This window comes from Exiguobacterium sp. s127, assembly GCF_018618695.1.
GTDB classification, from domain to species: domain Bacteria; phylum Bacillota; class Bacilli; order Exiguobacteriales; family Exiguobacteriaceae; genus Exiguobacterium_A; species Exiguobacterium_A oxidotolerans.
This window is the reverse complement of the sequence record NZ_JACSMO010000020.1, coordinates 1-20397: the sequence shown is the minus strand read 5'-3', so window position 1 is coordinate 20397 and position 20397 is coordinate 1. Positions and strand designations below refer to the sequence as shown.

Sequence of the window (20397 nt, the reverse complement as noted above, 5' to 3'; positions counted from 1 at the left end):
CGTGGGGATTCGCTTCAAGTTGTCTGATTTGATCTGGATTAAAGGTACGTCTGTTCATAAATAGTCCTCCCGTATGAATTGAATAGATATAGTATATCGATATCTCTGAACACAAAAAACCCCGAATGGGGTCTTTTATCAAGTGTCCACCATTTAGGGTTCAGTTCAGTAAATCAAGAAGACGGCGTTTTTTGTTTGGATTGATACTGTTTGTAGACGAGGTGAGCCGCATACAGAACGATGACGACACCGACGACAATCCACTGGATTACCGCATCGCTTCCGATGAACCAGCTGACGCTCGCGACCTCGATAAATAGAGCAGGAATCTTTCCAAGAGTACTTGCGATGAAAAAAACGAGCGGAGAGACACGACTAGCCGCACTCAGTAACGTGACGAGGCCAGACGGAATGAACGGCAAGACACGCAGTAAAACGATCAGCCAAAACGCATCACGTCCGTTCGTTTCAGCGAGCCGGTCGGTCCACTTTTGAACGCGGACCGAGTCAATCTTTGGTGTAAGACGACGGACACCGAACCGGTACAAGTAAAAAGCGATGAGTGCACCAAAGGCCTCACCTAGGAAGGATAACAAAAACCCTTCCCAGTAACCGAAGTAAAGCACGTTTGCAGCGGTGACGAAAGCACTCGGTAAGAAACCAAAAATATTGACGATGAAGCTGACGAGCAAGCTGATCAGAACCGCGAAATAGTCCGCACCCTGAAGTAAATCAATTAATCTCGTTTCGATGAAGAAACACTCCTTTTAAGCAAACACTTCTGAAAAACAATCGTGAAAACGGATGACTTTTTTTGTTATGCAAATCCATCGTCTTCATCCGGTAAGAGGGGAAGCGTGATTGTGACGGTCGTTCCTTGTCCGATTGATGACGTAAAGGCAAGCGTTCCATCGTGGCGATCGATGATGTGCTTCGTGATCGCGAGGCCAAGACCGGTCCCGCCATCTTTACGTGTCCGCGATTTGTCGACACGATAAAAACGTTTCGTCAAACGCTCTAAATGTTCAGGGGGAATTCCTTCTCCTTCATCACGGATCGTACAGATGGTCAAATTGCCATCCGTTTTCGTCGTCAAGTAAATCGAACGGTCAGACGGTGTGTACCGAAGGGCATTGTCAATCAGGTTTCCGATGACTTGTTCCAACCGGTCATTGTCACCGAGGACGATTTGACTCGGATCAAAGTCTGTCACGAGTTGAATGCCTTTTGCTTGCGCGATCGGTGCCATCCGGTAGACGACATCTTCGAGAACCTGGCTGAAAACGAGCGGTTGTTTCGTCATCGGATACGAGTCCCGTTCAAGTTGCGCGAGGTCGAGTAAATCGTTGACGAGACGCTGCAGACGTTCCGTCTCCCGTTCGATGATTTGGTAATACTGATCGCGTGTCTTCGTGTCTAAATGTTCATCTTGCATCATTTCCGTATAACCACGGATATAGGACAAGGGTGTCCGGAGTTCGTGGCTGACATTCGCGAGGAACTCTTTTCGCTGTTCGTCGACTTCGCCAAGTGATTCTGCCATTTTGTTCAATGTTTCGGCAAGCTCCCCGATTTCATCATCCGATTGAATCGGAATCCGGTAATCAAAATCACCTTGGGCATAGACCGTCGAGGCCCGTTTCATGTCAATCAATGGACGAATGATCGTATCGATGATTTGTCGACCGAAGATGACGAGGTTGAGGACGATTAAGCCGATCATGAAGAAAATCATCAGCCGCAGAGGGCGGAACGGTTCACTGATCTGTCCCAGTTCAAGGTAGAGGATCAACGTCCCGACTAACCGGTTGTTTTCGATGATTGGAAATCCCGTCATCAAAATATCAGTGCCTTCAATCGGATGGGTCCGGCTCGAGACGACCGTTTGGCCGTTTCGGAGCTGTTCGATATCTTCGTTCGTCAGGAAACGCAGTCCGCCCGGATTCTTTTGTAAGAAATCGATGAAAAAGACTTTTGATTCCGTCAGCTCGTTCGTATAGGTCATTCCGTCATAAAAAGCACCGGACAGGCCTTCCGATTCATAGATGTTAATCAATTTTTCACCGCGGTTCAGCAAGATGTCTTCTTGTGTCTGGAGATAAAACCGGTCGTACAGATAAAACGTGAGTAACAGGAAGAGAATCGCCGAAAAGACGCTCGTGAACCAAATTGTGATCCAAATCCGCTTTCGGATCGTGTAGCGTTTAATCATACTTCCTCGAATTTATAGCCGATGCCCCAGACCGTTTGAATGGCGCCCCCAGCTTCTCCGAGTTTCAGGCGAAGTGTTTTGATATGCGTATCGACCGTCCGTAAGTTTCCGATATAATCGGCTCCCCAAATCTGGTCGAGCAGTTGTTCGCGAGAAAAAACTTTGTCGTTATGTTGGACGAACAAGTGCAACAAGTCGAATTCTTTTCGTGTCAGGCTGACTGGTTTACCGCTGACGTGGACGCTTCGGCTTTCTGTATCGAGTTCGAGTTTGCCGATCGATAACGACGCCGATTGATCGACAGCGAAACGGTGCGACCGGCGGAGCGTCGCTTCGATTCGCGCAAGGAGTTCCCGTGGACTAAAAGGTTTCGTGATGTAGTCATCGGCACCGATTTTTAAACCATGAATCCGGTCGAGTTCGTCCGAACGTGCCGTCAACATGATGATCGGGACATTTGAAAATTCGCGAATCCGCATGCATGCCGTCAGTCCATCCATTTCAGGCATCATCACGTCAAGTAAAATGAGATGGAAGGTATCCTGTTGAATTTTATCGATTGCTTCTTGTCCATTCGTCGCAGTTGTCGTGACGTAAGCTTCTTTTTCAAGGTTTGATACGAGTAAATCGCGCATCTGTGCTTCATCATCGACGACGAGTATTTTAAACTGTTCTGCCATTCAAATCGCTCCTCATTCATCCGGGAAACGGGATTTGAACCCAGTTGACCGGTGAGTTTTTTTTAATCATACCATTTGAGCGTTTCACGCCGCATCAAAAGTACGACAAAAAAAGCACGAGTGGGCGATGCCACTCATGCTTCGAGTTGTTGTTCGTAGACCGTTTCGAGCTCACGACCATGAATATACATGTGGAAACTCGACTTTGATACTTCATACAGCGTGAACTGGGTCTCGCCTGTATTCAATTGTTCGAGTAACGTTGGACGGAGTTCATCCGCACAAAAGGCATAAGGCAATTTTTCAGCTGCTTTTTGTGAACGGATATTCGTCTGGCGTATCTTCATAAAGACACTCTCGAAACCGAGTTCGAAAAACAGCTCGGAAAAGAATGCTTCTTTTGCAAGGTTGTTATAGCCTTTTCCATGATACGGTTTACCTAACCATGTACCGAGAAAACCATAATGTCCTTCGATATCGAGTAAACTGATTGTACCGATTGGTTGATCGAATTCATCCAGGATTGTACGTGAGACAAGTTCACCACGTTCTTCCTCTTCGATTGCCTGCTTTGTAGTAAACAGAAATTCATCAAAGTACCGTGTTTTTTGGCGGACGTACGGATATACGTCTTGATGCTGCATCAGTTCGAACAAATCAGCGCAGTCGCTCAGCTCCCGTTGCTTGAGCATACTTCCATTCCTCCTTCTTAAGACCGCTAGAATGATTGTCGAAAGCTACCTGTCTGACTCGTTTGAACCGCGCATGGTATGCCTTCTTCAGTTGTCGGATAAGATAATATTACCTTCTTTTTTTAAAAATGCAAGTAAATAATTTTTGTGAAAAAACATACAAAAACAAGACAAATTTTGCAAATGAAAATGACTGTTTTTCACAAAGAAAAAAGCCTTTGATTTTCAACGTTTTAGCGTTAAAATCAAAGGCTGATTTTTTAAGACATCGAGGTTAAATGCGTGTGTTCAAAAATGACGTTTCCGTCAATCATCGTCATGAGCGGTTTTGCTAAATAATCAAGTGGGAAATGGCTCCATAACACTAAGTCAGCATCTTTTCCGACTTCAATCGATCCGACATGATCCGATACGCCAAGCGAACGAGCTGGATTGATCGTGATGGCGCGGAGGGCAATGTCGACGGGTAAGCCTTCACGAGCGGCGAGTCCTGCGCACAAGTTCAAGTACTGGACAGGCGTGTACGGATGATCGGTCGTGATCGAGACTTCGAGACCATGTTCGTGGAGAACGCGATACGTCTCCCATGTCTTATTTTTAAGCTCGATTTTTGATTTGCGGGTGAAGGTCGGTCCGACGGTGACGTGTTCAATCGGCAATTGTTGTAATTCTTTTGCGACGAGATGACCTTCCGTGCAGTGTTCGATCCGGACATCGAGATTAAATTCTTCAGCGAAGCGGATGGCAGACAGGATATCATCCGCCCGGTGTGCATGGACGCGAAGTGGCATCTCTTTATTCAGGACGCGTTCAATCATTCGGTGAGCGAACGTATCTGCCGTCCGTTGCATCTTCACTTCGAGGAACGCTTCGCGGAGCATGCCCATGATGCCCATCCGCGTCAATTCTCCTGCACGTCCGGCACTGTGGACACGTTTCGGGTTTTCACCAAGCGCAATCTTCAGACCGGCATATTTCCGTAAAATCATATCGTCGATAAAGCGTCCGTGCGTTTTGATGACACTCGTCACACCACCGATGATGTTCATGCTGCCCGGCATGACTTGGACGGTCGTGACACCATGTTCAATCGCTTCCTTGAATCCTTCGTCCAGCGGATAGACGCCGTCAATCGCACGCAGGTGCGGTGTCATTGCGAAAATCGTTTCGTTGGCGTCATTTCCGACCGTTCCCGTTCCTTCGTCATAAAGCCCGAGATGGGTATGGGCGTCGATGAAGCCCGGCAATAAAAAGCGTCCTTCGGCTTCGATGACACGTTCGTTGTCTTGAACGTCAAGTAACTCGTGGATTTCGTGGATTTTGCCATCCTTGATGCGAATATCACCATAAAAACTATCTGCTGTGATCGGGAAAATGTGTGCATTGCGTATTAATACGTTCAACGTTTCGTCAGCCCCTGTATTAGTTTGTCTGCTCTAAGTTGCTTAGTGCATCCTTTAATTCAGCATACCGAAACTTGAACCCATTTTCGAGTGCTTTTTTCGGAATGACGCGTGCTCCTTCGAGGACGATGACGCTTTTTTCACCGAGTGCGAGTTCGAGAGCAAAGCGCGGAGCCGGTAACCAGTGGGGGCGCTGTAACGTTTTTCCGATTGTTTTTCCGAACTGACGCATCGTTTCCGGATGCGGTGCCGTAATGTTAAGCGGACCAGTGAGTTGATTTGTTTTAAGGGCAAAGATGAATAATTCAACGAGGTCGTCGATATGAACCCAAGAGACCCATTGCTTTCCGTCGCCCATCGTCCCGCCGCCGAAAAGCTTGTAGGGGAGGCGCATCAATGGATAGGCTCCGCCTTCTTTACTAAGGACGACACCGATCCGCGGATGGACGAGCCGAATCCCGAGGTCAGCGATTGGTTGGGCTAACGCTTCCCACTTGACGCAGACTTGACTGAGGAAGTCACTTGTCGGCGGGAGTGGCTGTTCCTCCGTGAATGTCTGGTGCCGGTCCTGTCCATAGATGCCGACAGCGGAAGCGGAGAGGACGACAGCCGGTTTCGTTGTTAATGCCTGGTTGATGCGGACTAACTCTTTCGTCGAATCGATCCGGCTTTGCAGAATCGTTTGTTTCCGTTCTTCCGTCCAGCGACCATCATTGATGGAAGCGCCAGCCAGGTGGATAAAGGCATCGATACCTTCAAGCTGCTGTTCTGGAGCGGCGGACGACGTCAACCACTCAACGTAAGTAGTGTGTTCTGTGTTGTCTTGTACGGACCGGGTCAAAATATAGACATGATGCCCCTCCGCAATCAATCGTTTCGAGAGCGCCTGCCCAATCATTCCTGTCCCACCTGTAATCGCAATCTTCATCTGTATCATCCCTTTCAACAATCTTGTACATATGTTCCCGTTTGTCAGTTTCACTCAAACATGAGGAAGCATGTTATCGTTAAGTATTCAGTTTCATATAGGAGGATACCCCCTTGAAGATTAAACGGATTTCAACCCAAAAGAAAAATAATGAACGGTTTAATATCTATATCGAACGGGACGGAAAAGAAGAGTATGCGTTTGCCGTCGATGTTGACATCTTAATTAAATATAACCTTGAGCGTGATAAGGAAATCGATGACGACTTCGTCAAGGAAGTGTTGACGGCGGAAGAAGAACAAAAAGCTTACCGGTTGTCGTTGAACCATTTGTCTTACCGGATGCGGGCGACGAGCGAAGTCGAAACGCATTTGATCGAAAAGGAAACGCCGGAACACGCAATCAAACATGCGATTCAGCGCCTGACGGAACAAAAGTATATCGATGACCAGCAGTTTGCCCTTGCCTATACGGCGACGAAAAAAGCGACGACTCCCCAAGGTCCGGGACGAATCCGGCGTGATTTAGCAGCATTGAAGGTAAAAAAAGAGTTTATCGATGAAGCGTTACGACAGTTTACGGAAGAAGAAGAGCTTGAGAAGGTCGTCAAGTTCTTGCGCCAAAAACAAAAGGAATTAGCGCGGCGTTCGGTCCGGGAATTGAAACAGAAACTGCAACAAACTCTGATGCAACGTGGTTTTTCGTCAGAAGTGACGCAACAAGGGTTTCAAATCGTCTTTGAGGAAGTCGAAGTCGACGCGGAAGAAGAGGCGGCGCTCTATCAAGCGCGTAAATATTATCCGAAATATCATAAACTGGAGCCATTTGCCCGAGAACAAAAAACGAAACAAGCACTCGTTCGAAAAGGGTTCCCATATGCAATCGTGGCAACAGTCATCGAACAGGTCAAGCAAGAAGAAGAAGGAATCTGACAAGCGTCTTTCCTTTTGAAAAAATTGAAAACTCATTCTCCTAAATAGCAAGATGGAAAATTGACAATTGTCCGACAATTGTGCTATTCTACGCTCAGATTAAGAAAAGGAGGAACCGTCACATGAAAAAGCAACTTGTTATCGCATCTACTATTGGACAGTTGAATATGGCGGAGACTCTCGAACTCGTATAAACACTCATTTTAGTGTGCGATTGACAGGGAATCCGTTCCCCGAGCGCGCAGACCATATTTTTGATTCATATCGTCTTTTCAAGGCATATTGATTCTCGGACTGCTTCCGGAAATCAGTATGCCTTTTTTGTGCGTTCGGAAAAAAGGAACACCATAACATGACACAAAGGGGGGAACCATCGTGCGATTATTTCGCCAACTCAGTTGGTTTCTAAAAGAACACAAAACATCTTATCTGATTGCCGTCGTACTCTTAATTATCACGGGTTTTATTGATTTAACGCCGCCGTGGCTGATTGGAAAAGTGATTGACGGGTTACGGTCCGGGTCGATGGACCGGACGACACTGATTCAATATGTCGTCGGACTGCTCGTAATTTCGATCGCTTCGTTTATTTTGACGTATCTATGGCTCGCGAAATTGTTCGGGACGGCATTTTTACTCGAACGGACATTACGAAGCCGATTCTTTACACATTTACTGAAATTGACGCCGACATTTTATCAAAAGAACCGAACAGGAGATTTGATGGCGCTTGCGACGAATGACTTAAAAGCGATCGAACGAACAGCCGGATTCGGTGTGTTGACGCTTGTCGATTCGCTGAATATGACGGCGATTACCCTCGTCGTGATGGGGGTCGCGATTGATTGGAAACTGACGCTCGCGGCACTCCTTCCGATGCCGCTCCTCGCGTATGCGATGAACAAGCTCGGAAGTCAAATTCACGGCCGCTTCATCGTCGCCCAAGATGCGTTTGGAACGATGAATGACCAGGTCGTCGAATCGATTTCCGGACTTCGTGTCATCCGCTCGTTCGTCCAAGAAGAGATTGATGTCAAAAAATTCGATGACACGACGACGGATGTCTTCGAAAAAAACATGCATGTCGCAAAAATTGACGTCTTATTCGAACCGATCATCAAGTTATTGGTCGGTGTCAGCTATTTAATTGGTCTATCGTTCGGGACGTACCTTGTCTTTACGAACGATATTACGCTCGGTCAGCTCGTCGCTTTCAATATTTACCTCGGGATGTTGATTTGGCCGATGTATGCCTTCGGTGAGCTCATCAACGTCATCCAGCGCGGGACGGCGAGTCTCGATCGCTTAGAAGCGACGATGCGTGTCAAACCGCTGATCACATCGACACCGAAAGTCGAAGTTGTGCGACCGGAAATGATTACTCTGGCTAACTTGACGTTTACGTATCCAGAGATGAATCATCCGTCGTTACACGGGATTGATTTGACGATCAAACACGGACAGACGATTGGAATCGTCGGTCCGACTGGATCTGGGAAAACAACGCTCTTACGCCAATTTTTACGGGAGTATCCGATTGGACGAGACATGTTGAAAGTAAATGGAACCCCCTATGAAGACGTCGCACTGGAGACCGTCCGCGGGTGGACGGGCTATGTCTCGCAAGAGCATCTACTCTTCTCAAAATCCGTACGCGATAACATTTTGTTCGGGGCGGGTGAGGCAACAGAAGCTGAGTTGCAAGAAGCGATTCGTTTAGCGGCCTTTACGACGGATGTCGAGACGCTTGACCAAGGGTTACAAACGATGGTCGGAGAACGGGGGGTCACGCTTTCCGGTGGACAGAAACAACGCTTGTCGATTGCCCGGGCGATGTTGAAGAAACCGGAGTTGCTGTTGCTCGACGACTCGTTGTCAGCCGTTGATGCGAAAACGGAATCACAAATCATCGACGCGATCCGGACGAACCGTCATCAGTCAACGACATTGATCGTTGCGCACCGGTTGTCTGCCGTCGCGCATGCGGATGAAATTCTCGTCTTACAAGACGGCGTGATCAGTGAGCGGGGAACGCATGAACAGCTGATGGAACGACGTGGCTGGTATGCAGAACAATTCGAACGACAAAGTGAAGAAACGTAAGGCAGGAGGTGCTGAAATTGACTGAACAAGAAAATTATTTACTCGATCCCGTCAGACGGAAAACGACGATTCGTTCACTCGTCCGCTATGCGATGCATGAGAAACGCGCAATCTTTCTCGGGCTTTTCTTGCTTATTTTAGCGGTCGGAGCTGAACTGACAGGACCGTATATCGCAAAAATCATCATCGACGAACACATCGTCGCAATCGAAAAAGACTGGGTGGAAGTCGAATCGGGGGGGACGGTCGGTTATGACGGACGACGTTTTGCGAAGTCGCAAGACGTTCCGAAGTCGGCGGTCATCGGTCCGATCTCGATCGTCCAGTCGAAGGCGGGGTATTATTTCGTTCCGGAACAAGTCGTCAGTGGTGGCGAACGTCAAGTCGCGGGGGACACGTTAACTGTCACGCGAGGAGAGGAAACGTTTCGGTACGCCGGTGTCGAAAAGCTCACGCAAGGACAAGTCTATGATTTTTATGCCTCGGACTTAAAGGCGATTGGTTGGTTATCGTTCTTTTATATCATTTTGCTGTTGATCGCAGCGGGCCTGAACTGGGTCCAACAAATCTTATTGCAACGCTCAGCGCATAAAATCGTTAAACGGATGCGGCTTGATGTCTTTTCACATCTGCAACGCTTGCCGGTCCGTTACTTCGATCAGACACCGATTGGTAAAATCGTCAGTCGTGTCACGAACGATACGGAGACGATCCGGGATCTCTACCTCGGTGTCCTGGCGCGTGTGTTCTCAGGCATCATCACGATGGCAGGGATTCTCGTCGCGATGTTCTTCCTGGATGTCCGGCTGGGTCTCGTTTCCTTAGCCATTATCCCGATCGTCTATTTTTGGATTCAACTGTTCCAAAAGTTTGCGACGGAAAACAACTTTAAAGTCCGGGCACTCGTCGCGGATATGAACGGACAATTGAATGAAAACATCCAGACGATGCCGATCATTCAGTCGTACGCCCGTGAAGCAGAAGTGCTCGCTGAATTCGAACAGAAAAATGAAGAAAACTATCAAACCCGTGCGAAATTGTTACGGCTCGATGCATTGATGTCACACAACTTATCGTATTTCTTAAAAAACTTGACGCTCGCCTTATTGATTTGGGTCGTTGCCGGTCAAAGTTTAACGAACGGGACATTTTTATCACTCGGAATTCTCTATGCCTACATTGATTACGTGTCGCGTCTGTTCGAACCGGTCACACAAATCATGAATCAACTGTCACCGCTCCAACAAGCACTCGTCTCGGCCGACCGGATGTTCCAGTTGCTCGACGAAAAAGGTGAACCGGTCGAACAAGGTCGGATTCCCCGTTTCTCAGGGCGCGTCGAGTTTAAAGACGTCGGATTCAGCTATGAAGAGGGGTATCCGGTTTTACGTCAAATCGAGATTGAGGCACGTCCTGGTGCGACCATCGCCCTCGTCGGGCATACGGGGAGTGGGAAAAGCTCAATCATGAACCTGTTGATGCGTTTTTATGATCCTTCGTCCGGTCATCTCCTGATTGACGGACAAGATGTTACGACGTTACCGAAACAAGCGGTCCGTGACCACATGGGAATCGTCTTACAAGATCCGTTCTTGTTTACAGGAACGATTCGTTCGAACATTACACTGGATAATCCATCGATTTCGGAAGAGCGTGTCCGCCAGGCAATCGTTGCCGTCGGAGCAGACCGCTTCATCGATCGACTTCCGCATGGCTTAGACGAACCGGTCATCGAAAAAGGTGCGACCTTGTCTGCGGGGGAACGGCAATTAATCAGTTTTGCCCGTGCGCTTGCCTTTGATCCCGCGATTCTCGTTCTTGACGAAGCGACGGCAAGTGTCGATTCTGAGACGGAAGCGATGATTCAAGAAGCCTTGCTGACGTTGACGAAAGGACGGACGACCTTCATCATCGCGCACCGGTTGTCGACGATTAAAGATGCCGATGAAATCATCGTCCTCGATCACGGTCAAATCATGGAGCGTGGTACACATGACGTGCTCTTGTCGGAAAAAGGGATTTACGCGAAGATGTACGCCCTTCAAAGCAAACGGAATCTTGAGCTGAAATCGAGCTAACACCATGATATGACTCCTCCTTTTCGTATATACTAATGACGAAGAGGGGGAGTTTTTTGATGGAAACACGGATGAGTCAATTATCGAAATACGAATTAGAAATGCTCGTCACGAAACTAAACGAGCAAAAAAGAAAAGCGGAGCAGCATGGGAACATGAGTGAAGTCGAAGTCGTCATTCGGAAAATCGCGATGGCACAAAGTTATCTCGTCGATGCAAGTCAGTTCGAAACCGGACAACTTTACCAAGTCGAAGGGGAAGAGGCGGTATTCGAATTACATTTCGTCAACGGCGTCATGGGTTGGGGGCATTTTGAAGGAACCGTCAATGAAGTCGCGATTCCGCTTGCGCTGATTCATTCTGAGGAGGGTGTATGATGGGAGAAAACCGCACAGCGGCACTAGAGCAACTAGCAGGAGAATTACAAGCCGTCAATCCGGTATTAACGCCAATCGAGGCATTGACATGGGTCGAAGTCCTTTGGGAAGATTTCGAGGCGACGCTTGCCCGGGCAGGCGAAAAATATCAAGGTGAGGCTGTCGCCGTCCGGTTCGTCGAGCAACAAATCAAACAACATGGCGCGATGTTGCACCGCTTCAATACATCGAATGAAAAGTTTAAGCACTTGATGCTCGGACGCGACGTCCAGTAAATGAACAGAAAAAGACTCCCTGTCTTGGTCGGTTGACCACGGACACGGAGTTTTTGTTTATAAAGCAGGGATAATCAGTTTCTTTTGCAGCGTCCGTTCGCTAAAGACCCAACCCGTATAGGAACTGACGATTTGTTGGGACGCCTCATCGATTCGGACGACGGCAACGAATGGGTAGACATCTTTTGTGAAGTACCGTAAGTTCGTGAAACGATATTCGACGATGCCGTCTTTTCGGGATACCGTATACGTGTGGATTTTTGAGAAGGCGAGGAAAGCTTTCAAGTCCTCATTTTGTTTGACGACTTCATAGAGTACATCCCCATGCGGTTCCTCTTTGATGCGGAAGTTTCCGCATTCGACGACGACACCAGAGTTGATTTTGACGACGGAATAGTCGTCGCGCAGTCGTGCTGCGACGTGCCACTCGTCCCACTTCATTCCGGGTGAGATGAATAACTTGTGGGCCCCGCCATAGTAACGGGCTGCCGTCGCCAGGGCATCATTTCGGAGTTTAAACTGCACGGCGTAATAAATCGCGACGATGACGATTAAAATCGGGAAAATAACGATGGTCGCGCGTGTCAGGACCCAGATCCCGAAAGCGCCGTAATACATCGTAAATAAATACGGATCAAACGTATTGATGACACCCCAACCAATCCAGGTCTGTTTGAAGGGGTGCAGAGCTTGTGTACCATAGGCGTTAAACAGATCGACGAAGACATGAAGGGCGACAGCGATCTGCGCCATCAGCCATAATGAAGTAGGTGGTACGCCGAATAAGGTACCGATGACGATTGATAAGAGTAACGGCCAAGCGAGTAGGGCAATCAATCCATGGGATTTTCCACGGTGTTGCGTCAAGTAAGCACCGTTCCCTTTAAATTTAAAAACCGTGTCAAAGTCGGGGGCGTGCGATCCGACTAAGGCAGTGGTCGTGACGGCAGCAAAGAGTGTTGCGCTTGCTGCGACATCCGGTTCAAGTGTTGCGATGGCGGCGAGACAAAGTCCCATTCCGATATGTGTACCAGTATCCAATGCGAATTCGCTCCTCTAAAAGTAGTAATGGTACGGATAAACAAACAAGTGTAAGCGTTCCGGGTAATTTTCATTCACTATAACGTATTTTTGTAGAAAAGAGGTAGACATTTGATCCCCGTTCAAGAATATTTCATAAACTTTAACAAACGAACGTTCACAACCGAATTGGTCGCATGGTTTTTACGTGAACAACGCCAGTTACCATGGCGAGAAACTAAAAATCCTTACCACATCTGGATTAGTGAAATCATGTTACAACAGACGCGTGTCGATACCGTCATCCCTTATTATAATCGCTTCACGGACCGTTTTCCGACGCCGCACGATTTAGCGGCGGCAGAGCAAAGCGAAGTCTTAAAATACTGGGAAGGCTTAGGATACTATTCCCGTGTTAAGAATCTTCAAATCGCCGTTCAAGAAGTTGTTGAAAAATATGGCGGAATTGTTCCTGACGAAAAAGAAATTTTTGAAAGCTTACGTGGTGTCGGACCGTATACGACGGGAGCAGTCCTGTCAATTGCTTACGGTCAGGCGGAACCGGCAGTCGATGGAAATGTCATGCGCGTCTTATCGCGGGTGCTTGGGATTTATGAAGACATCGCCGCACCGAAAACACGGAAACTGTTCGAGGCAGCGGTCCATGAACTGATTGATCCGCTTGATCCGTCGAGCTTCAACCAAGGGTTGATGGAGCTCGGGGCAATCGTCTGTACACCGAAGTCTCCGATGTGTGGGTTATGTCCCGTCAATGACGTCTGTTTTGCGTACGAGCGAAATGCCCAAGGTGAGTTACCGGTCAAAACGAAAAAAGGAAAAACGCAGACGATTCAATACGACGCTCTCGTCTACGAAGAAGCAGGGAAAGTTGCAGTCGAACAGCGACCGGATACGGGACTGCTCGCGGGTATGTGGCAATATCCGTTAGTCGAATCGACGGAAACCGTACCCGGAACGTATGTCGGGAAGATTAAACATATCTTTTCACACCGGATTTGGGAAGTCAGTATTTACCGTGTCGCGACGCAACCTGAAGGAACGGTACTGATGGATGAAGCAACGTACGTCAAGCAGCCGATATCAGTCGCACAAATGAAAATCGATCGTCTATTAAAGGAGGAGACTACATGAATACATTTCGTACGGAAACGAAAGTAACAGCGACGTTAGAGCAGGCTTGGACGTTTTTAGGCGATGCGAAAGCATTAACGGGAATGACGGTTTTCCCGAAAGTGAAAACGATTGGTGATACGCGGACAATCGCCGGAAACACGATTCAGCTTAAAGTCGGTCTTCCGCCCATTTTCGTCGAGTGGGAGTCACTGATTCCGATTGTCGGTCAACATGCTTTCGTTGATGTAGGAGTCAAGGTCCCGTTCCCGTTCGCTACTTGGTGTCATCTCCACCGTGTCGAACAGCGTCCGGACGGGGTCTACATGATTGATGAATTACTCTATAAATCTTATTTTCCGAAAATGATTGTCGATCTACTGATTCTCAAACCGATGTTCGATCAACGGAAACGCGCGATTTTAGACTACTTTAGTTAATAAATCACAGTCATTTTTCTGAAAAAGTACCCTTTCGTTTTTCATGTGTTCTGAAAATGGGTATAATAAGCACGAGAGTATAGAAAAATTGAATAAAAAAGCTTCAGAAAGGAGTAGCACATGAGTCGATTCCCAAAAGAAGGTAGCAAGATTGAGATTCAAAGTTTCAAACATAATGGCAGCTTACACAGAGTTTGGGAAGAAACGCTCGTGCTTAAATCGACGGAAGAAGAATTGATTGGATTCAATGATCGAATCATGGTCAGTGAATCGGATGGTCGTCAGTGGCGGACACGCGAACCCGCGATTTGTTATTTTTCGACAGAACTCTGGTTTAACGTAATCTGTATGATTCGAGAGGATGGAATCTACTATTACTGTAACCTAGGGTCACCTTCGACGTTTGATGAAAAGGATCGAGCAGTCAAGTACATTGATTATGATTTAGACATTAAGGTGTATCCGGACATGTCGTATATGATTTTGGATGAGGATGAGTACGAGAAACATCGCCGGGAAATGAATTATCCGAAAGCGATTGATCGTATCCTGAAGGACAACGTCCAGATTTTAATCCAGTGGATTCGAAGTCGGAAAGGTCCGTTCAATCCGGCATTCGTTGAAACGTGGTATCGTGAATATGAAACAAGATATCGGAGATGATGGTTCGCCATCGTCTTTTTTTAATTGAAGGAAGTGAATCATCATGGGTAAGGAAACTCAACAACAGAAAAATAAGACACCAGGTTCGATTCGTCGCTACATGCAGTTCGTCAAGCCGTACAAAAAACAAATCCTCTTGACGGTGTTCGTCGGAATCATCAAGTTTTCGATTCCGTTAGGATTACCGTTACTGTATAAGTACATCATCGATAACCTCCTGACCGATAATACGGTACCGCTTGCAGAGCGGAGTAAGGAACTGGCGTATTTGATTGGAGCGGGCTTCTTCGTCTTCCTCGTCGTCAAACCACCACTTGAATTCGTCCGTCAGTATTTAGCACAGTGGTCGGCGTCGAAAATTTTGTTCGACGTACGGAATAATTTGTTTGATCATGTTCAGAAATTATCACTTCGCTTTTATTCGAACACGAAAACCGGCGAAGTCATCTCCCGAATCATCAACGATGTCGAACAAACAAAAGATTTTGTTGTAACGGGTTTGATGAACTTATGGCTCGATATGATTACGATTTTTATCGCAATTGCCATCATGTGGACGATCAATCCGAAATTGACGCTCGTCGCAATCATCCCATTGCCGTTTTATGCCTTTGCCGTGAAGTTCTTTTATGGGCGGCTCCGCAGTTTGACGCGCGATCGCTCAGCAGCACTTGCGGAACTCCAAGGACATTTGACGGAGCGGGTCAACGGAATGGCAGTTATCCGCAGTTTCGCCCTTGAACCACATGAAAACAAAGCGTTCAAAGGTCAAAATGATGGTTTCTTAAAAGCGGCACTTCGTCAGACGAACTGGAATGCACGGACCTACGTCGTCGTTTCGACGATTACCGACTTTGCACCGATTTTGATTTTTGGTACGGCTGCCTTTTTCGTCTTGAACGGACAAGTAACAATCGGGACGATGGTCGCTTTCATCGGCTACATCGACCGTCTGTATGCACCGCTCGGTCGCCTCGTCAACTCGTCCACTACGTTGACACAATCGATTGCTTCGATGGACCGGATGTTTGAATTTTTAGACGAACCGTATGATATTACGGAAAAAGCACATGCGAAAGATCCGGTCGCTGTTAAAGGAAACGTCCAGTTCGAAGACATCAGCTTCTCGTATGAAGAAGATGGCGAACTTGCGATCAACCGGTTGACGCTCGACGTCCAGGCGGGGGAACGAATCGCCTTCGTCGGAATGTCGGGAGGCGGGAAATCGACGCTCGTCAGTCTGATTCCTCGTTTTTATGATGTTTCGTCTGGACGGATTACGCTTGACGGTGTCGACATCCGAAACTTGAAATTGCGTGGCTTACGCGACCAAATCGGAATGGTCATGCAAGAATCGATTCTCTTTAGTGAATCGGTCGAAATGAACATCAAGATGGGGAACCCGGAAGCGACGGATGAAGAAGTGATTGCTGCTGCGAAGGCGGCGAATGCACACGAGTTCATTGAACGGCTGCCGCAAGGGTACAAGACGGCGGTCGGAGAACGAGGCGTTAAACTGTCAGGGGGACAAAAGCAACGCTTGGCGATTGCCCGTGTCTTCTTGAAGAACCCACCGATTCTCATTCTGGATGAAGCAACAAGTGCGCTAGATCTAGAAAGTGAATCGATGATTCAAGATTCGCTTGCGCGTCTCGCGAAAGGACGGACGACGTTTACTGTCGCCCACCGTCTGTCGACGATTACGGATGCCGATAAGATTGTCGTGATTGAAAATGGTCAAATCACGGAACTCGGTCGTCATGAAGAGTTGATGCGTAAACGTGGCGCATATTTTGAACTGTACGCGATTCAGAACCTCGAGCTCGTCGAATGAAAAAAGGCTATTCCGTTTTTTTCGGAATAGCCTTTTTGTATAAAGAATGAACAGCTTACAATTGTGCGAACGCACGGTTGACGGCAGCAATCGTCTCATCGATGTCTGCGTCCGTGTGAGCCGTCGTCAAGAACCACGCCTCGTATTTTGAAGGGGCAAGATTAATGCCTTGCTCGAGCATCAATTTGAAGAAACGACCGAACATCTCGCTATTTGCGCGCTCCGCACCGAGGTAGTCAGTGACCGTCTCATCCGTGAAGTAGACCGTCAAAGCTCCTTTTAGACGATTGATTGTAATCGTGACGTCATGAGTAGCAGCAGCCTCGAGAATCCCTTGTTCGAGCTTCGCACCGAGACGTTCGAATTCTTCGTAGACACCAGGCTGTTCAAGTAACTCTAGGCAAGCGATACCTGCTGCCATCGATGCCGGATTTCCAGCCATCGTTCCAGCTTGATAAGCAGGACCGAGCGGAGCAACGTGTTCCATGATGTCTTTACGACCACCGTATGCACCGATCGGAAGACCACCACCGATGATCTTGCCGAGTGCCGTCATATCAGGACGGATATTCAATAGTTCTTGAGCACTGCCGTATGTGAAGCGGAACGCCGTGATGACTTCATCGTAGATGACGAGTGCGCCGTACTCATGAGTAATCTCATTGATGGCTTCGAGGAATCCAGGATGCGGTTCGACAATCCCAAAGTTCCCAACGATCGGTTCGACGAGGACACAGGCAACTTGATCGCCCCATTCAGCCATGATTTGACGATAGGCTTCAACATCGTTGAACGGTGTTGTCAAGACTTCTTTCGCTGTTGCTTTCGTTACACCGGCAGAGTCCGGTGAACCGAGTGTTGCTGGACCACTTCCTGCTGCAATCAACATTAAATCAGAATGTCCGTGGTAACAGCCGCTGAATTTCACGACGAGTTCACGACCCGTGTAGGCACGCGCGACTCGTATCGTCGTCATGACCGCCTCGGTTCCTGAATTCGTAAAGCGAACTTTTTCTAAAGACGGAATCGCTTGTTGAAGCTTATGTGCGAAGTCGATTTCTAGACGGTGAGGCGTACCATATAGGAGACCATTTTGCGCCGCATGCGTAATCGCTTCCGTAATATGTGGATGCCCGTGCCCGGTGATGATTGGACCGTAAGCGGCTAAGTAATCGATATAACGATTGCCATCGACATCGTAAAAGTAAGCACCTTCTCCACGTTCCATATAAACGGGGGCGCCTCCTCCGACGGCCTTAAAAGAGCGGGATGGACTGTTGACACCTCCGACGATACATTTTTGGGCAACGTCGTATAACGCCTCGGATGTCGAGCGTGTAGAATGGGTTGACATGGATGATTCCTCCAATCGTTGATTCGTGAAAAATATCACGATATGATTGTATCACGGACGTCAAATCAGAAGCAGAGCCGTTGACGGACGGGAATAATGTAGGTAGACTAATTATAAAGATTACAATCTAATAATCAATGAAAGATAGAAATGAGGGGATGGACGTGGCTAACGAAATGCTAGATGACGCAGTACGATCTTTACGGGACTCGGGCGTTCGCATGACACCACAACGTCACGCAATCTTGGAATACTTGACGACAGGACATACGCATCCGACGGCAGATGATATCTATCGTGCGCTCGAACATCGTTTTCCAAATATGAGTGTGGCGACAGTTTATAATAATTTACGTGTTTTCCGTGAAAAAGGAATCGTTGAAGAGATGAACTATGGAGACGCTTCGAGCCGATTCGATTTCGTTACGACACGTCATTATCATATGATATGTGAAGGGTGCGGTAAAATCGTCGACTTCAATTATCCGGTTCTCGATGATGTCGAGACGGTCGCTGCACATTTGACTGGATTTAAAGTAGATCGTCATCGTCTCGAAGTATACGGGACGTGTCCTGAATGCCAATCAAACGTACAATAAAAACGAGCTTCCTTTAACGGGGAGCTCGTTTATTGTGTTTATTGTATTTTTCATGGAATTCTTTTCCTTCAAGTTCTTGGTCCATCGTGAGTGGCTCATCGCAATGCATACATAAATCGACGCGACCGAGGACTTTTGTTTCTTTTCCACAGTTCGGACAAGTGACGACGGCTGCTTTCGTTGAAGTTAAACCAATCAAGAAATATAAGGCAGTACTCGCTAAGACCATGACAAAACCGAGTAGCATTAAAATAACCATGATGATTTCAAATTGTTTTAATAGAAGACCGCCATACATAACGAGCATTCCACCAAAAACGAGGAACATCGCCAAGTTACGGGCGCGGTTTATTTTATTCTTGCGTTGTTTTTTCAATTGAATTCCCCCTAACGACAGTCTAGCATATTGTAGCTTATGTCCTGAAGAAGGAAACAATGAATTTTTGTCGAAAATGGTAACGGATGAGTATGAGTGAAGAAGGGTGAGAATTGAATGGAACAAGTCACAAGAACAATTTATTCCGAATATGCTGCCTATCAAGAAACGCAAGGGATCATCGCTGTTGAAAAACAGCAACCGAAGGATTCATTGACGGACCAATTTGATATACTGTTACTAGTTGTTACACGGGACTCCTCTATTGAATGGACAATCAAACACTACCGCCTAGATACACTCAAGGTGTCACTTCATGTCGTCCATGAAGATGTACTGTCACGATGGATTGTACTGAACGCGAATCGGCGAGCTGTCCATTGGATATCCGAAGGAACAATTATTTTTGAACGCAATGATTATTTAACTGATATGAAAAAAAGGCTGTTGAATTTCCCGGAAGCAGAACGTTGCCTGCAAATGTCACTGTCTTTTGCGAAACTACTACGTCGTTTTCAAGACGGGCGTAATCTCTTTAGTCGCGGTAACTACTATGATGCTTACACGCACGTGCATCATGCTTTACATCATTTAGCACGGCTTTCCGTTCTTGAAAAAGGAGCACATCCTGAAATTGTCGTCTGGGAACAAGCTCGCATGGATGATCCGGAAGTGTACAAGTTATACCAGCAATTACTATTAAGTGAAGAAACACTTGAATTGCGAATCCATTTAGCTTTGATTGGTCTGGAACATCTACTTCAATCGAAAGTATTATCCGGTGGAAAGTATTTATTTGAAGTGATGCGTGAAAGAACAATCCCGTGGACGATGTATGAACTAATGGAAAATGAACGATTGCAGGAACTGAAGGTTGATTTAGGTAGTTTAGTCGATTTCTTTATGCGTAAAGGGTTAATTCGCATCTCTTATCGTCAAACAAAAGGTACGGGCGTGGAACTCGTAACATATGAACCAGTCGTTTAAACGATTGGTTCATATGTTTTTTATCGCGAATCGAAAATACTATATATAGAAGAAAAAAATAATTAAAAGTTTTTTATTAAAATCTGTTGACGTTACTATTTTGAGATAGTATATTAATACATGTCGACAGGGCGACACGCTCTGAACGACGAAAGCAAATTAAAAAAATAAGAAAAAGGATTGACGGTTAAGTTATTCCATGATATCTTATTAAAGTCGCTAACACGACACGACGAACTTTGAAAACTGAACGATGAGGCAAAAAACGTATCTTCGGATACAAACAATGAATGAAGCGCAAGCTTCGTCAACG

The 20397-nt window shown here is 47.0% G+C and carries 20 protein-coding genes; 11 read left to right on the top strand and 9 right to left on the bottom strand.

Annotation, left to right across the window (positions count from 1 at the left end; translation table 11 throughout):
• Positions 1 to 173 precede the first annotated feature (173 nt).
• From KNP98_RS15655 to KNP98_RS15630, 6 genes are all read right to left on the bottom strand, one after another.
• The gene (locus KNP98_RS15655) at positions 174 to 692 is read right to left on the bottom strand and encodes a TVP38/TMEM64 family protein (protein WP_251135207.1); all 519 of its coding nucleotides are present in this window, start codon (positions 690 to 692) and stop codon (positions 174 to 176) included.
• 125 nt (positions 693 to 817) lie between these two features.
• Complete coding sequence (locus tag KNP98_RS15650; protein WP_088836423.1) at positions 818 to 2212, bottom strand: sensor histidine kinase; 1395 nt, start codon at positions 2210 to 2212, stop codon at positions 818 to 820.
• A complete protein-coding gene (locus KNP98_RS15645; RefSeq protein WP_029332769.1) occupies positions 2209 to 2892 on the bottom strand; it encodes a response regulator transcription factor in 684 nt (227 codons plus the stop codon). The genes KNP98_RS15650 and KNP98_RS15645 overlap by 4 nt, the downstream gene beginning before the upstream one ends.
• Before the next feature lie 134 nt (positions 2893 to 3026).
• Positions 3027 to 3584: a GNAT family N-acetyltransferase gene (locus tag KNP98_RS15640; protein WP_029332770.1), complete on the bottom strand. Its 558-nt coding sequence runs from the start codon at positions 3582 to 3584 to the stop codon at positions 3027 to 3029.
• A gap of 260 nt (positions 3585 to 3844) precedes the next feature.
• Positions 3845 to 4987, bottom strand: coding sequence for an amidohydrolase (locus tag KNP98_RS15635; RefSeq protein ID WP_088836424.1), 1143 nt, complete (start codon positions 4985 to 4987; stop codon positions 3845 to 3847).
• 19 nt (positions 4988 to 5006) lie between these two features.
• Positions 5007 to 5915: a TIGR01777 family oxidoreductase gene (locus KNP98_RS15630; protein ID WP_088836425.1), complete on the bottom strand. Its 909-nt coding sequence runs from the start codon at positions 5913 to 5915 to the stop codon at positions 5007 to 5009.
• 113 nt (positions 5916 to 6028) lie between these two features.
• Here KNP98_RS15630 and KNP98_RS15625 point away from each other — a divergent pair, with 113 nt between their 5' ends.
• From KNP98_RS15625 to KNP98_RS15605, 5 genes are all read left to right on the top strand, one after another.
• A complete protein-coding gene (locus KNP98_RS15625) occupies positions 6029 to 6847 on the top strand; it encodes a RecX family transcriptional regulator (RefSeq protein WP_214766622.1) in 819 nt (272 codons plus the stop codon).
• Between the two features lie 375 nt (positions 6848 to 7222).
• On the top strand, positions 7223 to 8950 hold the full coding sequence (locus KNP98_RS15620) for an ABC transporter ATP-binding protein (RefSeq protein ID WP_353048606.1): 1728 nt from the start codon (positions 7223 to 7225) through the stop codon (positions 8948 to 8950).
• A 17-nt stretch (positions 8951 to 8967) separates the two neighbouring features.
• Positions 8968 to 11028: an ABC transporter ATP-binding protein gene (locus KNP98_RS15615; RefSeq protein ID WP_214769985.1), complete on the top strand. Its 2061-nt coding sequence runs from the start codon at positions 8968 to 8970 to the stop codon at positions 11026 to 11028.
• A 59-nt stretch (positions 11029 to 11087) separates the two neighbouring features.
• Positions 11088 to 11405 (top strand): DUF1811 family protein, encoded by a 318-nt coding sequence (locus KNP98_RS15610; protein ID WP_088836429.1) that lies wholly within the window; start codon positions 11088 to 11090, stop codon positions 11403 to 11405.
• Positions 11405 to 11680, top strand: a complete 276-nt coding sequence (locus KNP98_RS15605; protein ID WP_214769980.1) for a YfhJ family protein — start codon at positions 11405 to 11407, stop codon at positions 11678 to 11680. Before KNP98_RS15610 ends, KNP98_RS15605 begins: the two co-directional genes overlap by 1 nt.
• Before the next feature lie 57 nt (positions 11681 to 11737).
• On the opposite strand, the gene KNP98_RS15600 is transcribed toward KNP98_RS15605, so the two are convergent.
• Positions 11738 to 12721, bottom strand: a complete 984-nt coding sequence (locus KNP98_RS15600; protein WP_088836430.1) for a metal-dependent hydrolase — start codon at positions 12719 to 12721, stop codon at positions 11738 to 11740.
• Between the two features lie 111 nt (positions 12722 to 12832).
• Between KNP98_RS15600 and mutY the strand changes: the two genes are divergently transcribed.
• The 4 genes from mutY (at position 12833) to KNP98_RS15580 (ending at position 16768) form a co-directional block, all read left to right on the top strand.
• Entirely contained in the window at positions 12833 to 13852 is a 1020-nt protein-coding gene (mutY, locus tag KNP98_RS15595) for an A/G-specific adenine glycosylase (protein WP_088836431.1), read from the top strand.
• Positions 13849 to 14271 (top strand): SRPBCC family protein, encoded by a 423-nt coding sequence (locus KNP98_RS15590; protein WP_088836432.1) that lies wholly within the window; start codon positions 13849 to 13851, stop codon positions 14269 to 14271. Before mutY ends, KNP98_RS15590 begins: the two co-directional genes overlap by 4 nt.
• Positions 14272 to 14391: 120 nt before the next feature.
• Positions 14392 to 14934 carry a nucleoside tri-diphosphate phosphatase gene (gene ntdP, locus KNP98_RS15585; protein ID WP_029332781.1) on the top strand — a complete coding sequence of 181 codons (543 nt, stop codon included), beginning with the start codon at positions 14392 to 14394 and terminating at the stop codon, positions 14932 to 14934.
• Positions 14935 to 14977: 43 nt separating this feature from the next.
• Complete coding sequence (locus KNP98_RS15580; RefSeq protein ID WP_088836433.1) at positions 14978 to 16768, top strand: ABC transporter ATP-binding protein; 1791 nt, start codon at positions 14978 to 14980, stop codon at positions 16766 to 16768.
• Positions 16769 to 16823: 55 nt separating this feature from the next.
• Here KNP98_RS15580 and KNP98_RS15575 read toward each other — a convergent pair whose 3' ends face one another.
• A complete protein-coding gene (locus KNP98_RS15575) occupies positions 16824 to 18122 on the bottom strand; it encodes a glutamate-1-semialdehyde 2,1-aminomutase (protein ID WP_214812227.1) in 1299 nt (432 codons plus the stop codon).
• Positions 18123 to 18298: 176 nt separating this feature from the next.
• Between KNP98_RS15575 and perR the strand changes: the two genes are divergently transcribed.
• Positions 18299 to 18721: a peroxide-responsive transcriptional repressor PerR gene (gene perR, locus KNP98_RS15570; protein ID WP_369834779.1), complete on the top strand. Its 423-nt coding sequence runs from the start codon at positions 18299 to 18301 to the stop codon at positions 18719 to 18721.
• Between the two features lie 13 nt (positions 18722 to 18734).
• Here perR and KNP98_RS15565 read toward each other — a convergent pair whose 3' ends face one another.
• The gene (locus tag KNP98_RS15565; RefSeq protein ID WP_214812225.1) at positions 18735 to 19097 is read right to left on the bottom strand and encodes a DUF2614 family zinc ribbon-containing protein; all 363 of its coding nucleotides are present in this window, start codon (positions 19095 to 19097) and stop codon (positions 18735 to 18737) included.
• Between the two features lie 117 nt (positions 19098 to 19214).
• Between KNP98_RS15565 and KNP98_RS15560 the strand changes: the two genes are divergently transcribed.
• Positions 19215 to 20084 (top strand): nucleotidyltransferase-like protein, encoded by an 870-nt coding sequence (locus tag KNP98_RS15560; RefSeq protein WP_029332786.1) that lies wholly within the window; start codon positions 19215 to 19217, stop codon positions 20082 to 20084.
• Positions 20085 to 20397: the final 313 nt, after the last annotated feature.